The sequence below is a fragment of the Mycobacterium sp. NGS51 genome (assembly GCF_059812525.1).
Window position 1 is genome coordinate 48,825 of record NZ_JCALCV010000025.1, and the last position, 14,321, is coordinate 63,145.

Consider the following 14,321-nt stretch of genomic DNA (forward strand, 5'->3'; position numbering starts at 1 on the left):
ATGTCCAGGCTGACCAGATCAAACGACAACGGACGCACTCTCCCCTTGCTTCACTGGGGTGCCGCCGGCATGCCCCATCTGGGCCGGAACGGTCCGGCGCTCAGGTATCGGATCCCATCCTCCCCGATGCCACGGTCCGCACTTGACTAGCCGGGCTGCGGCCAGCCAACTCCCCCGCAGCAGGCCGTATTCGGCCAGCGCATCCACCGCGTATTGGCTACAGGTCGGGATAAACCGGCATGTCGCCGGCCGCAGCGGCGACACCATGTGCCGGTACAGCTGGATCAAGAAGATCAACCCCCGTGCTGCGGCTGCCCCCGCCTTGCCGATACGGCCAGCGCGACCGGCGGTCACCGCCTTCACTGCGCCGGTCCCGTCGCTTGACGTATCCGCGCTAGGCCGGTTCGCAATTGCTGCTCCAATCGCGGCGAGATCGCTTCGCGACTGCTGGGCAGTGCGCGAATCACCACCTGGTCGACATTGTCCAACTCGGGCAATACCGCTCGTGCCACATGTCGTAGCCGCCGCGCCACCCGGTGGCGGTCCACTGCCGAGCCAACTGATTTCGCGATGATCAACCCGATCTTCGGCGAGGTCGCGGGCGGGGCCTGCCGGGCATGGATCACGACGTCGGGTTGCACGGCTCGTCGTCCGTGCTTAACCGTGGCGTCGAAATCTACGGACCGCGTCATGCGGTTGTGCGCGGGAAGCACCGCTCTGACACCTGGGAAGGGTCAGGCAGTGAGTGAGCGGCGCCCCTTGCGACGCCGGCTGGAAACGATCGCGCGCCCGGCCCTGGTGCGCATCCGCAGCCGGAAGCCATGCACGCGGGCTCGGCGCCGGTTGTTCGGCTGGAAGGTCCGCTTGCCCTTCGCCACGGCTCTCTCCTCGTCGCATCTGGCATCGCATTCCGGCCACTTAGCTAGGTGGGTCGGACGCGATCGCCCGCACGAAGCCCTCGATAGGCTCTGTGTCTCGGTGGTAACCGGCGCGGGCCCCGGACGGATCACCCGGATCGCTGCCGTATCGCCGACTTTCGGGCGACTGTTTGAGGGTACTGACGAGGCCTCTCCGGGTCAAACCTGCTCCCGCCGGAAGGCCGCCGGACAGCGCCCGCGATTCCCCGCGCGTGGCCGGAACCGGGTTCGATCCTTAACTGTTTTCACACCCGTCACGGCGCCTTGTCGCAACCTCATCGAGGCGGCGGCGAATGTCGCAGAATGGTTGGCACTTCCACGGAAAACTGTTAGCTTCGGGCGGTGCAGTTTTCAAGCTGTTCCAGATCGGAACGGTCCCCGACAACGTAGCGAGGATGGCGGTTCGGCCCACTGCCCAGACAACCTATGCTGGCTGTCGGAAGCGCCGATCTCGCATGCCATCGCCGACAGCAGATAGTGCCGCGATGACGACCCTCCTGTCCACACCTGTGGATAACCATGTGGACAGCTCGTCGGCGCGATTAATGGTTATAGCTCGAGTTCGAAGCAGGGGGATCCGTCGTTGAGCGATGATCCCGGTGTAGGTTTTGCGACCGTCTGGAACGCGGTTGTCTCTGAGCTCAACGGTGAACTCCATCCGGACGACGCCCCCAGCAACGGTGAACCCTTCCTCACACCGCTGACACCCCAGCAAAAAGCCTGGTTGAACCTGGTGCAGCCGCTCACGATCGTCGAAGGCTTTGCTCTGCTGTCGGTGCCCAGCGGCTTCGTGCAAAACGAAATCGAGCGTCATCTACGCAGTCAGATCACCGAGGCCCTGAGCCGACGACTCGGACAACAGGTCGAGCTCGGCGTGCGCATCGCCCCGCCGCCCGAAGACGAGCCCGACTCCAGCGCGACAGCGCTCCCGGACGACTCCGACGAAGTCGATGACGATCGCGAAGCGCTCGCTGCGGCGCACGCAAATTGGCCGACCTACTTCACCGAACGCCCCAACGGCAACGACGCGGCGGCCGGCGGCGGCACCAGCCTCAACCGTCGCTACACATTTGAAACCTTCGTCATCGGAGCGTCTAATCGGTTCGCTCACGCGGCCGCCCTGGCGATTGCTGAAGCACCCGCCCGCGCCTACAACCCGTTGTTCATCTGGGGCGAGTCTGGACTGGGTAAGACACACCTTTTGCATGCGGCCGGCAACTACGCCCAGCGGCTGTTCCCTGGCATGCGCGTCAAGTACGTCTCCACCGAAGAGTTCACCAACGACTTCATCAACTCATTGCGCGATGACCGCAAGGTGGCCTTCAAACGCAGCTACCGCGACGTGGACGTCTTGCTCGTCGACGACATCCAATTCATCGAGGGCAAAGAAGGCATCCAGGAAGAGTTCTTCCATACGTTCAACACGCTGCACAACGCCAACAAGCAGATCGTGATCTCTTCCGACCGCCCGCCGAAACAACTGGCAACCCTGGAAGACCGGCTGCGGACCCGCTTCGAGTGGGGACTGATCACCGATGTGCAGCCGCCCGAGCTCGAAACCCGAATCGCCATCCTGCGCAAAAAGGCGCAGATGGAACGCTTGGCTGTTCCCGACGATGTACTCGAGCTGATCGCCAGCAGCATCGAACGCAACATCCGCGAACTCGAAGGCGCATTGATCCGCGTCACCGCGTTCGCGTCGCTGAACAAGACGCCGATCGACAAGGCGCTCGCCGAGATCGTGCTGCGTGACCTCATCGCCGATGCCAGCACGATGCAGATCAGCTCGGCCACCATCATGGCCGCCACTGCCGAATACTTCGATACCACCGTTGAGGAGCTCCGCGGCCCTGGCAAGACCCGCGCGCTGGCCCAGTCCCGACAAATCGCGATGTATCTATGCCGCGAGCTCACCGACCTGTCGCTGCCCAAGATCGGACAGGCATTCGGCCGAGACCACACCACGGTCATGTATGCCGAACGCAAGGTTCGTGGCGAGATGGCCGAGCGACGCGAGGTCTTCGATCACGTTAAAGAACTCACCACCCGCATTCGCCAGCGTTCCAAGCGCTGAGTTTCCAAAATTTTTTGACCTTCTCGTGCTGTGCATACAGCTGTGAGCAACTGGTCGGCATGAGCCAGCTGTGTTGCGGTATCTCGTGCAGAACCCGCGCGATCCCCAGCGGCCACACACAAACCCCACAGCCGCCCGTAACGTCATCCACAGCCCGTCGACTCCCCCAGCAGCGCGGACACCGCGTCGTCCCCAGTTTGCACAGGACTTAATACTGTTACTGGTATCTCTTCGTAGTTTGTTCTTCGAAAACAACCCTGGGGAAGCACCGTTCCACACCTGGGAAGGCGCGGCGCCGCCATCGAGTGTCATTGCGATCGATTAGCTTTCAAGATGGCGCCGGAAGCTCTACGGTTGTTGTTCGACTGCCGTTACGGCCGTCGCGGCGGATTACACGCACAGGCGTTCGTCACCGGGGAGTAGCCGCTGAGTATGAATCTTGTTCGAGGTGATGAAGGGACGCTATGGACGTGGCGACGACGACGAGAGTCGGCCTCACCGACTTGAAGTTCCGCCTGGTGCGGGAAGACTTCGCCGACGCGGTGGCGTGGGTGGCGAGGAATCTGCCCTCCAGGCCGACGGTGCCAGTGCTTGCCGGCGTACTGCTGACCGGCTCGGACGACGGGCTGACCATTTCCGGATTCGACTACGAGGTTTCCGCCGAGGTCCGACTTGCGGCCGAAATCGCCTCACCTGGAACGGTTTTGGTGTCCGGCAGGCTGCTATCGGATATCACCCGGGCGTTGCCGAACAAACCTGTGGACGTCCACGTCGACGGGACGCGGGTGTCGTTGACGTGCGGAAGCGCCAGGTTTTCGCTGCCGACGATGGCCGTCGAGGACTACCCGACGCTGCCGGCACTACCCGAAGAGACGGGGGCGTTGTCAGCGGATCTGTTCGCCGAAGCCATCGGCCAGGTTGCCGTGGCAGCCGGCCGCGACGACACGTTGCCGATGCTGACTGGAATCCGGGTTGAGATTTCGGGCGACACGGTGGTGCTGGCCGCCACCGACCGGTTCCGATTGGCGGTTCGCGAGCTCTCCTGGTCGTCGATCACGCCCGACATCGAAGCCGCGGTGCTGGTGCCGGCCAAGACACTGGCCGAGGCCGCCAAGACCGGCGCCGACGGCTCGGATGTGCGGTTGTCGTTGGGCGCTGGGTCCGCCGTCGGTCAAGACGGCTTGCTCGGGATCAGCGGTAATGGCAAGCGCAGTACCACCCGGTTGCTGGATGCCGAGTTCCCGAAGTTTCGCCAGCTGTTGCCGACCGAACATACGGCGGTGGCAACTGTCGGGGTGAGCGAGTTGACCGAAGCCATCAAACGTGTCGCGCTGGTCGCCGACCGGGGCGCGCAGGTCCGGATGGAATTCGGTGAGGATGCGCTGCGACTTTCGGCCGGGGCAGATGACGTCGGCCGTGCCGAAGAGGATCTGCCAGTCGAGTTCGCCGGTGAGCCCCTGACGATCGCGTTCAACCCGACCTACCTGACTGACGGGCTGGGGTCGCTGCATTCGGAACGCGTTTCGTTCGGCTTTACTACGCCCAGCCGGCCCGCCGTGTTACGGCCCGCATCCGACGACGTCGCGGCAAGCGATAACGGGCCCTTTCCTGCCGTGCCGACCGACTACGTCTACTTGTTGATGCCGGTCCGTTTGCCCGGTTAGCGGGGTCGCGTGTACGTGCGTCGTCTTGGCCTGCGCGACTTCCGGTCGTGGTCAAATGTTGACCTCGAATTGGGACCTGGACGCACCGTCCTTGTCGGGCCCAACGGCTACGGGAAGACGAATCTGGTTGAAGCGCTGTGGTATTCGTCAACTCTGAATTCTCATCGGGTGGCCACGGATGCGCCGCTGATTCGGGTGGGGGCATCGCGGGCGGTGGTGTCGACGATTGTGGTCAACGACGGCCGGGAATGCGCGGTCGACCTGGAAATCACCGCTGGACGCGCCAACAAGGCGCGACTCAACCGCACGCCGGTACGCAGTGCCCGTGAAGTGGTGGGAGTGCTACGTGCGGTGCTGTTCGCCCCAGAGGATTTGGCGCTGGTCCGCGGTGACCCTGCGGAGCGCCGACGCTATCTCGACGATTTGGCCACCGTACGGCGGCCCCGGATTGCGGCGGTACGGGCCGACTACGACAAAGTGCTGCGTCAACGCACAGCGCTGCTCAAGTCGGCGGCTGGCGCACGATACCGCGATGACCACGGTGTGCTGGACACGCTCGACGTATGGGACGGACACCTTGCCGCCCGCGGCGCCGAATTGATGGCGGCCCGGATGGAGTTGGTGAACGAATTGGCCCCCGAAGTTCAGAAAGCCTACGAGCTGTTGGCCCCCGGCTCGCGGTTGGCCTCGATCGGTTACCGCGCCAGCATCGATACCTCCCCCGATGCCGGTATCGACCCGGTGTTCCTCGAAGGCGCATTATTGGCGGAGATGTCCCGGCGCCGCGACACCGAACTGGAACGGGGGGTGTCCCTGGTTGGTCCGCACCGCGACGATCTGGAATTGCGGCTCGGTGATCAGCCCGCGAAAGGCTTTGCCAGCCACGGGGAATCGTGGTCGATGGCGTTGGCGCTGCGGCTGGCCGCCTACGAATTACTGCGCGCAGACGGAGGCGAGCCGGTGTTGTTGCTCGACGACGTGTTCGCTGAACTCGACGTGGGCCGGCGGCAAGCCTTGGCCGCTGCAGCGGCGTCGGCGGAGCAAGTATTGGTGACCGCCGCGGTCGCCGATGACATACCCCGCGACTGGGATGCCACCCGGGTGACTATCGCATTGCACGACGGTGACGACGGCCGCATCTCGGTGGTTCAACCATGACCGGCTCCGAGGCGGGTCCGCCCGAACACCTCCGCGGCTTACCCGGTATGGACCTGGTCAGGCGCACCCTCGAGGAGGCGCGCGGCGCTGCCCGCAGTCAGGGCAAAGATGTCGGGCGCGGCCGGCCGTTGCGGCCAACTGCCCGTCGGGTAGCCGGTAGCTCGAGCCGCCGACGCTGGTCCGGGCCAGGTCCCGATACTCGAGACCCGCAACCGCTGGGCAGGGCGGCGCGCGATGTGGCCAAGAAGCGGGGATGGTCTGCACGGGTCGCCGAGGGAGCCGTGTTCGGGCAATGGTCCTCGGTAGTGGGTCAACAGATCGCCGAACACGCCACACCGACGGCGCTGCGCGACGGGGTGTTGAGTGTGGCGGCCGAATCCACGGCCTGGGCGACCCAATTGCGGATCATGCAGGCCCAGCTGATAGCAAAAATCGCTGCGGAAGTCGGAAACGGTGTGGTGACCTCGCTGAAAATCACCGGACCGACGGCGCCGTCGTGGCGGAAAGGCCCACTGCACATCGCCGGAAGGGGCCCGCGCGATACCTATGGCTGAGGATTTCAACGATCGGCTCACAGCCGTCACAAGGAAGCGAGTTCGTCTGGCAAGCGTCAGGACGCAACCAAGACTGAAAAATTCCGCGCACGAGCCGGATAGCTGTGTAGAAACGCCCTCGCAGAGTCGGTGCTGTCGGCCCTTACCGGTAGACTGGCCGAGAACCAGCGCGCGGTAACTGCACCGCGTCCACGCAACCCCAAGGAGAGCTGTCCGACCGTGGCTGCCCAGAAGAAGGCCCGCAATTCGTACGACGCCGGGGACATCCAGGTTCTTGAAGGGCTGGAAGCCGTTCGCAAACGACCGGGCATGTATATCGGGTCCACCGGCGAGCGGGGTCTGCACCATCTTATCTGGGAAGTCGTCGACAACGCGGTGGACGAAGCCATGGCCGGTTTTGCCTCCACAGTGGACGTGAAGATCCTCGAGGATGGCGGCGTTCAGGTGACCGACGACGGTCGCGGTATCCCGGTATCGATGCATTCGACGGGCATGCCCACCGTCGACGTCGTGATGACCCAGCTGCATGCCGGCGGCAAGTTCGGTGGCGATGACGGCGCGTACGCGGTCTCGGGCGGCTTGCACGGGGTAGGCGTATCGGTGGTCAATGCGTTGTCGACTCGGCTCGAGGTCGAGATCTCCCGCGACGGCTACGAATGGGCACAGTTCTACGACCATTCGGTGCCCGGCACCATCAAACAGGGCGAGAAGACCAAGAAGACCGGAACGACGGTGCGCTTCTGGGCCGACCCGGACATCTTCGAGACCACCGAATACGACTTCGAGACGGTGGCGCGGCGGCTGCAAGAAATGGCCTTCCTCAACAAGGGGTTGACCATCGACCTGGTTGACGAGCGCGTCGCTGCCGAGGAAGTGGTCGACGAGGTCGTCAGCGACACGGCCGAAGCGCCGAAGTCAGCGCGTGAGCAGGCCGACGAGCGCAACGCTCCGCAGAAGGTCAAGCACCGCACCTTCCATTACCCGGGCGGCCTGGTCGACTTCGTGAAACACATCAACCGCACCAAGAATTCGATCCACAGCAGCATCGTCGACTTCTCCGGCAAGGGCCCGGGCCACGAGGTCGAAATCGCCATGCAGTGGAACGCCGGCTATTCGGAGTCAGTACACACATTCGCCAACACGATCAACACGCACGAGGGCGGTACTCATGAGGAGGGCTTTCGCGCGGCGCTGACCTCGGTGGTGAACAAATACGCCAAAGACAAGAAGCTGCTCAAAGACAAAGATCCCAACCTCACCGGGGATGACATCCGTGAGGGTTTGGCCGCGGTGATTTCGGTGAAGGTCAGCGAACCGCAGTTCGAGGGTCAAACCAAAACAAAGCTGGGCAACACCGAAGTCAAGTCGTTTGTGCAGAAGGTGTGCAACGAACAGCTCACCCACTGGTTCGAGGCCAATCCGAGTGACGCCAAGACGGTGGTGAACAAGGCGGTGTCGTCGGCGCAAGCCCGCATCGCTGCCCGTAAAGCCCGAGAACTGGTGCGCCGCAAGAGCGCTACCGATTTGGGTGGGCTGCCCGGCAAGCTCGCCGACTGTCGTTCCACCGATCCGCGTAAGTCGGAACTGTATGTGGTGGAGGGTGATTCGGCCGGTGGCTCCGCCAAGAGCGGCCGCGATTCGATGTTCCAGGCGATCCTTCCGTTGCGCGGCAAGATCATCAACGTCGAGAAGGCCCGTATTGACCGGGTGCTGAAGAACACCGAGGTCCAGGCGATCATCACCGCGCTGGGCACCGGCATTCACGACGAATTCGACATCACCAAGCTGCGCTACCACAAGATCGTGCTGATGGCCGACGCCGACGTCGACGGTCAGCACATCTCCACGTTGCTACTGACACTGCTTTTCCGCTTCATGCGTCCGCTGATCGAGAACGGGCACGTGTTCTTGGCGCAGCCGCCGTTGTACAAGTTGAAGTGGCAGCGCGGATCTGATCCCGAGTTCGCGTACTCCGACCGGGAACGCGACGGTCTGCTGGAGGCGGGTAAGGCCGCCGGCAAGAAGATCAACATGGATGACGGCATCCAGCGCTACAAGGGTCTCGGCGAAATGGACGCCAAGGAGCTGTGGGAGACCACCATGGATCCATCGGTTCGGGTGCTGCGCCAGGTGACTCTCGACGACGCGGCCGCCGCCGACGAATTGTTCTCGGTTCTGATGGGCGAAGACGTCGAAGCGCGGCGTAGCTTCATCACGCGTAACGCCAAAGACGTTCGCTTCCTGGATGTTTAAGACGTACAAGGGATATAGATGACAGACACCACGCTGCCACCGGGCGGTGAAGCCGGAGACCGCGTCGAACCGGTCGACATCCAGCAGGAGATGCAGCGCAGCTACATCGACTACGCCATGAGCGTCATCGTCGGTCGCGCGCTGCCGGAAGTGCGCGACGGACTCAAGCCGGTACACCGGCGGGTGCTCTACGCGATGTTCGACTCCGGGTTCCGCCCCGACCGTAGTCACGCCAAATCCGCACGCTCCGTTGCCGAGACGATGGGCAACTACCATCCGCACGGCGACGCGTCGATCTACGACACCCTGGTGCGGATGGCGCAGCCGTGGTCACTGCGCTATCCCCTAGTCGACGGCCAGGGCAACTTCGGCTCGCCGGGCAACGATCCTCCGGCGGCGATGAGATATACCGAAGCGCGGCTGACTCCGCTGGCGATGGAGATGCTCCGCGAAATCGACGAGGAGACAGTCGATTTCGCGCCGAACTATGACGGCCGGGTGCAGGAGCCGACGGTACTCCCGAGCCGGTTCCCCAACCTGCTGGCCAACGGGTCGGGCGGTATCGCGGTCGGTATGGCCACCAACATCCCGCCGCACAACCTGCGCGAGCTGGCGGAGGCGGTGTTCTGGTGCCTGGAGAACTTCGACGCCGACGAAGAGGCGACGTTGAAGGCGGTCACCAAAAAGATCAAGGGCCCCGACTTCCCCACGTCTGGATTGATCGTCGGCTCGCAAGGCATCTCCGACGCCTACGCGACCGGCCGCGGCTCGATCCGGATGCGCGGAGTTGCTGAGATCGAAGAAGATTCGCGCGGCCGAACCTCGTTGGTGATCACCGAGTTGCCCTATCAGGTCAACCACGACAACTTCATCACCTCGATCGCCGAGCAGGTTCGCGACGGCAAACTCGCCGGCATCGCCAACATCGAGGACCAGAGCAGCGATCGAGTCGGACTGCGCATCGTCATCGAGCTCAAGCGCGACGCGGTGGCGAAGGTGGTGCTGAACAACCTCTACAAGCACACCCAGCTGCAGACCAGCTTCGGCGCCAACATGCTGGCGATCGTCGATGGTGTGCCACGCACGTTGCGGCTCGACCAGCTGATCCGCCACTACGTCAACCACCAGCTGGACGTCATTGTGCGTCGCACCACCTACCGGTTGCGCAAGGCCAACGAACGCGCCCATATCTTGCGCGGTCTGGTCAAGGCGCTCGACGCCCTCGACGAAGTGATCGCCCTGATCCGGGCCTCGGAAACCGTCGACATCGCCCGACAGGGCCTGATCGACTTGCTCGACGTCGACGAGATCCAGGCGCAGGCGATCCTGGACATGCAGTTGCGGCGGCTGGCCGCGCTGGAGCGCCAGCGCATCATCGACGACCTGGCCAAGATCGAGGCCGAAATTGCCGACCTGGAAGACATTTTGGCGAAACCGGAACGGCAGCGCCGCATCGTGCACGACGAACTCAAAGAGATCGTCGACAAGCACGGCGACGACCGTCGCACCCGGATCGTGGCTGCCGACGGAGATGTCAGCGACGAGGATCTGATCGCCCGCGAGGACGTCGTCGTCACGATCACCGAGACCGGATACGCCAAGCGAACCAAGACCGACCTGTACCGCAGCCAGAAGCGCGGCGGCAAGGGCGTCCAGGGGGCGGGCCTCAAACAGGACGACATCGTCCGGCACTTCTTCGTGTGCTCCACCCACGACTGGATCCTGTTCTTCACCACCCAGGGCCGGGTGTACCGGGCCAAGGCGTACGACCTGCCGGAGACCTCCCGGACGGCGCGCGGACAGCATGTCGCGAACCTGTTGGCCTTCCAGCCCGAGGAGCGCATCGCACAGGTCATCCAAATTCGCAGCTACGAGGACGCGCCGTATCTGGTGCTGGCTACCCGCAAGGGCCTGGTCAAGAAGACCAGGCTGACCGATTTCGACTCCAACCGGTCCGGCGGAATCGTCGCGGTAAACCTGCGGGATGGCGACGAGCTGGTCGGGGCCGTGCTGTGTTCATCTGACGAGGATCTGCTGCTGGTCTCGGCCAACGGTCAGTCGATCCGGTTCTCGGCCACCGACGAAGCACTGCGGCCGATGGGCCGCGCCACGTCGGGCGTGCAGGGCATGCGGTTCAACGCCGACGACTATCTGCTCTCGCTCAATGTGGTTCGGGAAGGCACATATCTGCTGGTGGCGACGTCCGGCGGTTACGCCAAGCGCACCGCGATCGAGGAGTACACGGCTCAGGGCCGCGGCGGCAAAGGCATCCTCACCATCCAGTACGACTCCCGCCGTGGCAAGCTGGTTGGGGCGTTGATTGTCGATGACGACAGCGAGGTGTACGCCATCACCTCCGGCGGCGGCGTGATCCGTACGGCGGCGCGGCAGGTCCGTAAAGCCGGTCGGCAGACCAAGGGCGTTCGGTTGATGAACTTGGGCGAGGGCGACACACTATTAGCCATTGCACGCAATGCTGAAGAAGCCGCAGTAGCCGACGATGCGGAGGAGGCAGGCAGCTAACCGGTTCCGAGATGGATCCGGAGCCCGCCTGACGCGACTCAAGGCGCATACCAAAGGAGCCAAGGTGAGTTCATCGAACGAGCCGGGTCACCCCGAATCGGGCGACAACCCCAACGGGGATGGCTCGGCTGACCGCGGCGGCTCACACCGGTCGGAGGCGCGTCCCGCGGGTCGCGGACCCGAGGGCGGCGATGTGCCGCCGTGGCAGCGCGGCGGCGCGCGACCGTCGCAACCGCAGCATCGGCCGCCATCGGAATCGCCGGGCCCCCATGAGCCGCGGTCCTCGGGGCACGCCCCCGGTGTCGAAGCCCGGCTGACTCGGTTCATCTCGGGGACAGCCGCACCGGGCGCCGGCTCCACCACACAGTCCGGCCATCCGAAGGCGCCGGCGCATGACACGGACGCCGCGCCCGCCCGTGGCGACAGTCGCCACAACGAGGCGTATGCCAGCGAGCTCCCCGACCTGTCCGGAGCTCCGCCGCGATCGGCACCACGCAAACCCGCGCCCGACCGCGCACCCGACACCGCGAGGGCCTCGGAGCCGAGCAGGCCCACCAGCCGACTGCAGGTAGTTACGCGGTCGCGCGGGCCGGTGCGGGCCAGCATGCAGATCCGCCACATCGACCCGTGGAGCACGCTGAAGGTATCGCTGGTGCTGTCGGTGGCACTGTTCTTCGTCTGGATGATCGCCGTCGCTTTCCTGTATCTGGTGCTCGGCGGGATGGGGGTCTGGAGCAAGCTCAACAGCAACGTCGGTGACCTGCTAAACAACACCAGCGGCGGCGGCGCCGATCTCGTGTCCAGCGGCACGATCTTCGGTGGCGCGGTGCTGATCGGCCTGGTGAACATCGTGCTGCTCACGGCGATGGCCACCATCGGCGCGTTCGTCTACAACCTGACGACCGATCTCATCGGCGGCGTGGAAGTCACGCTCGCCGACCGGGATTAGTGCCGAAGGCTCCCAGTGCGGTAATCTCGTCGCTCGGCCGTACGCGAGTGCGCGAGTGCGGGCCTATAGCTCAGGCGGTTAGAGCGCTTCGCTGATAACGAAGAGGTCGGAGGTTCGAGTCCTCCTAGGCCCACAACCATGTGTTCGCCAAGACGCTCCGCGCGACTGATACTGCCCCTGGCGGTGATCGCCGTCCTGGCGGTGGTGATTCGGTCGCGACGGAGCGTCGAGGTCTGGCATGTGGCCGCCGACCCGACCGCGGGTCGCGACGAGGGGCCTTAGCTCAGTCCGGTAGAGCGCTGCCTTTGCAAGGCAGATGTCAGGGGTTCGAATCCCCTAGGCTCCACCCTGTGATGAATCGAGTCATGGTTTACACCTGAGTCGCGTCATCGGTGACAGATCACCCCGGCCATCGCTCGGGGGTTTTTGTTGGTTGCGCCAGTAGTTGCGGTTGGGGTCGATGTGATGGTTGGCGATGACCGAGTGGTTGGGGTCACGATCGGCACCTGTTATCGAATTGTGATGTTCGATCGTCCTGTGCGCTGGTGGGCGGCGCCTCCTCAATATGTGAGGAGTGGTCCATCTCCCTAACAACAAGAGGAAGGGGTCCGCGGTGTGGTACTGCGAACTCTGCAAGCACACCGACCGCCATATCCCGTGTCTGGTCGATAACCAGGCGAAGTTGCGGTCCTGCCGGCACTGCCCTCGGTGCCGAGAGCAGCGTGAATCACGTCGCCGGGTTGTTCCGGTTGGCATTTCGCATCTGATGGAGAACTACTGCCGCCACCGGTGAGGCGCGGTTGAGAAGGAGGGTTCGCTCGTGTTTCGCAGTGAGGCGCCTCTTTGCTCAGCGCCGACAACTGCATAGGTTGAACTTGCAAGCATGTAGTTCAACCGAACCATCGAATGTGTTGAATGTGTAGCTGTCGCGCAAGCCTACGTTGAACGTTGCGGGCTAGGTTCAACCTAATAGGGCATAAGATTGAACGTCGTGGATGTGGACGCGGTAGGCAGGTCACCTATTGGCAAGCTGGTTCCGATCAGTGGCACGGACCCGCGCACCTTGAAGCGGTGGAGTTACTGGGCATACCTTCCGGACCCACTTCCGCCCGCGCCGAACCTGTCGACGAGTGCTACCGCGTCGGCGGCGAAGGCGGCGATGGCGATCGCGCGGCTTGACGAGGCTGTCGCGCAACTGCCGCGCCCAGAGATTCTGGTCCGTCCGATTATCCGTCGAGAGGCCACCAGTACTTCAGCTCTTGAAGGGACCTACGCCACGTTTCAAGAAGTGCTGGAAGCCGACTTTTTGCAGGACAACCAGATGTCGTTCGAGCAACGAGAGATCCGTAATTATGTGGACACTGCGGAGACAGCCGTGCAGAACATCACCGAGAGGCGGATCTCCCGTAGCTTCCTTGGAAGTCTCCAAAAATCAATCGTGCGCGGTACCAAAGGCGACACCCCGGATGCTGGGGACATCCGACCGCACGAGGTGGCCATTGGTCCGAAGGATCGCCTGATTCATGAGGCTCGGTTCGTGCCCTGTCCCGCTGGTGATCAGCTGGTTGCGGGCGTCGCGGCGTGGGAGGACTGGGTCGCAACACGGTCGGATGTGTTGATCGTGGCAAAGATGGCGATTGCGCACTACCAGTTCGAGACCTTGCATCCATTCGGGGACGGAAACGGCCGCCTCGGCAGGCTCATTTCCTTGCTTCAAGTAATGCAGGCGGGTGAATTGCGTTGGGCGGTACTGAACATCGCACCGTGGTTCGAAATGAATCGAACCGACTACCAGGACGGGCTGATGGCAGTGACACTTAGCGGGGACTTCAGTCCCTGGGTAGACCTATTCGCCCGCGCGGTCGAGATTCAAGCCCGCGAAGGCCTAGCCAAAATTCAGCGCCTCCTGGGTATACGTGATCGCATGGTCACCGATCTACGCCAAAAGGGAATGCGCGGATCGCCGATCGAACTCGCAGAAGTACTTATTGGGTTCCCTGTCATCGACGTTCCGACTGTCCGGAAACTCATCGGCAAGAGCTTCCAAGCCGCCAACAAGACAGTCGGCAAGCTGATAGAAGAGGGCATCCTCCAGGAGATCACCGGTCGGCGGCAGGATCGGCTCTTTGTGGCGATCGAGGTGCTACGTGCGATCAATCGGGAAGAACAAGTCGACGCAACCTTCTGATATCCACGCTATGACCAACAAGCTGACCACAGTTGCAGACA

Annotated in this window: 11 protein-coding genes and 2 tRNA genes; 10 read left to right on the forward strand and 3 right to left on the reverse strand. The window is 63.4% G+C overall.

Features of this window, described 5'->3' with window-relative positions:
* Window positions 1-18 precede the first annotated feature (18 nt).
* From yidD to rpmH, 3 genes are read right to left on the reverse strand one after another with little or no spacing between them, the layout of a single operon-like run.
* Complete coding sequence (yidD, locus tag AC5Y5W_RS23200) at window positions 19-363, reverse strand: membrane protein insertion efficiency factor YidD (RefSeq protein ID WP_500012260.1); 345 nt, start codon at window positions 361-363, stop codon at window positions 19-21.
* Complete coding sequence (gene rnpA / locus AC5Y5W_RS23205) at window positions 360-713, reverse strand: ribonuclease P protein component (RefSeq protein ID WP_500022635.1); 354 nt, start codon at window positions 711-713, stop codon at window positions 360-362. The genes yidD and rnpA overlap by 4 nt, the downstream gene beginning before the upstream one ends.
* 21 nt (window positions 714-734) lie before the next feature.
* Window positions 735-878, reverse strand: a complete 144-nt coding sequence (rpmH, locus tag AC5Y5W_RS23210; protein ID WP_081968348.1) for a 50S ribosomal protein L34 — start codon at window positions 876-878, stop codon at window positions 735-737.
* Between the two features lie 622 nt (window positions 879-1,500).
* Here rpmH and dnaA point away from each other — a divergent pair.
* The 10 genes from dnaA to AC5Y5W_RS23260 all read left to right on the forward strand — a co-directional run bounded on the left by dnaA (window position 1,501) and on the right by AC5Y5W_RS23260 (window position 14,280).
* Window positions 1,501-2,991 (forward strand): chromosomal replication initiator protein DnaA, encoded by a 1,491-nt coding sequence (dnaA, locus tag AC5Y5W_RS23215; RefSeq protein ID WP_500022636.1) that lies wholly within the window; start codon window positions 1,501-1,503, stop codon window positions 2,989-2,991.
* A 464-nt stretch (window positions 2,992-3,455) separates the two neighbouring features.
* Window positions 3,456-4,655 (forward strand): DNA polymerase III subunit beta, encoded by a 1,200-nt coding sequence (gene dnaN, locus AC5Y5W_RS23220; RefSeq protein WP_500022637.1) that lies wholly within the window; start codon window positions 3,456-3,458, stop codon window positions 4,653-4,655.
* A gap of 9 nt (window positions 4,656-4,664) precedes the next feature.
* The gene (recF, locus tag AC5Y5W_RS23225; RefSeq protein WP_500022638.1) at window positions 4,665-5,813 is read left to right on the forward strand and encodes a DNA replication/repair protein RecF; all 1,149 of its coding nucleotides are present in this window, start codon (window positions 4,665-4,667) and stop codon (window positions 5,811-5,813) included.
* Window positions 5,810-6,367 (forward strand): DUF721 family protein, encoded by a 558-nt coding sequence (locus tag AC5Y5W_RS23230; protein ID WP_500022639.1) that lies wholly within the window; start codon window positions 5,810-5,812, stop codon window positions 6,365-6,367. The genes recF and AC5Y5W_RS23230 overlap by 4 nt, the downstream gene beginning before the upstream one ends.
* Window positions 6,368-6,586: 219 nt before the next feature.
* Window positions 6,587-8,620 carry a DNA topoisomerase (ATP-hydrolyzing) subunit B gene (gyrB, locus tag AC5Y5W_RS23235; protein WP_500012252.1) on the forward strand — a complete coding sequence of 678 codons (2,034 nt, stop codon included), beginning with the start codon at window positions 6,587-6,589 and terminating at the stop codon, window positions 8,618-8,620.
* Between the two features lie 18 nt (window positions 8,621-8,638).
* A complete protein-coding gene (gene gyrA / locus AC5Y5W_RS23240; protein ID WP_500012250.1) occupies window positions 8,639-11,143 on the forward strand; it encodes a DNA gyrase subunit A in 2,505 nt (834 codons plus the stop codon).
* A gap of 64 nt (window positions 11,144-11,207) precedes the next feature.
* Window positions 11,208-12,092: a DUF3566 domain-containing protein gene (locus AC5Y5W_RS23245; RefSeq protein WP_500012249.1), complete on the forward strand. Its 885-nt coding sequence runs from the start codon at window positions 11,208-11,210 to the stop codon at window positions 12,090-12,092.
* A 59-nt stretch (window positions 12,093-12,151) separates the two neighbouring features.
* A tRNA-Ile gene (locus AC5Y5W_RS23250) sits at window positions 12,152-12,225 on the forward strand.
* Window positions 12,226-12,364: 139 nt separating this feature from the next.
* Window positions 12,365-12,438: transfer RNA gene (locus AC5Y5W_RS23255), tRNA-Ala, on the forward strand.
* Window positions 12,439-13,083: 645 nt separating this feature from the next.
* The gene (locus AC5Y5W_RS23260) at window positions 13,084-14,280 is read left to right on the forward strand and encodes a Fic family protein (protein WP_500012247.1); all 1,197 of its coding nucleotides are present in this window, start codon (window positions 13,084-13,086) and stop codon (window positions 14,278-14,280) included.
* The last annotated feature ends 41 nt before the right edge of the window (window positions 14,281-14,321 follow it).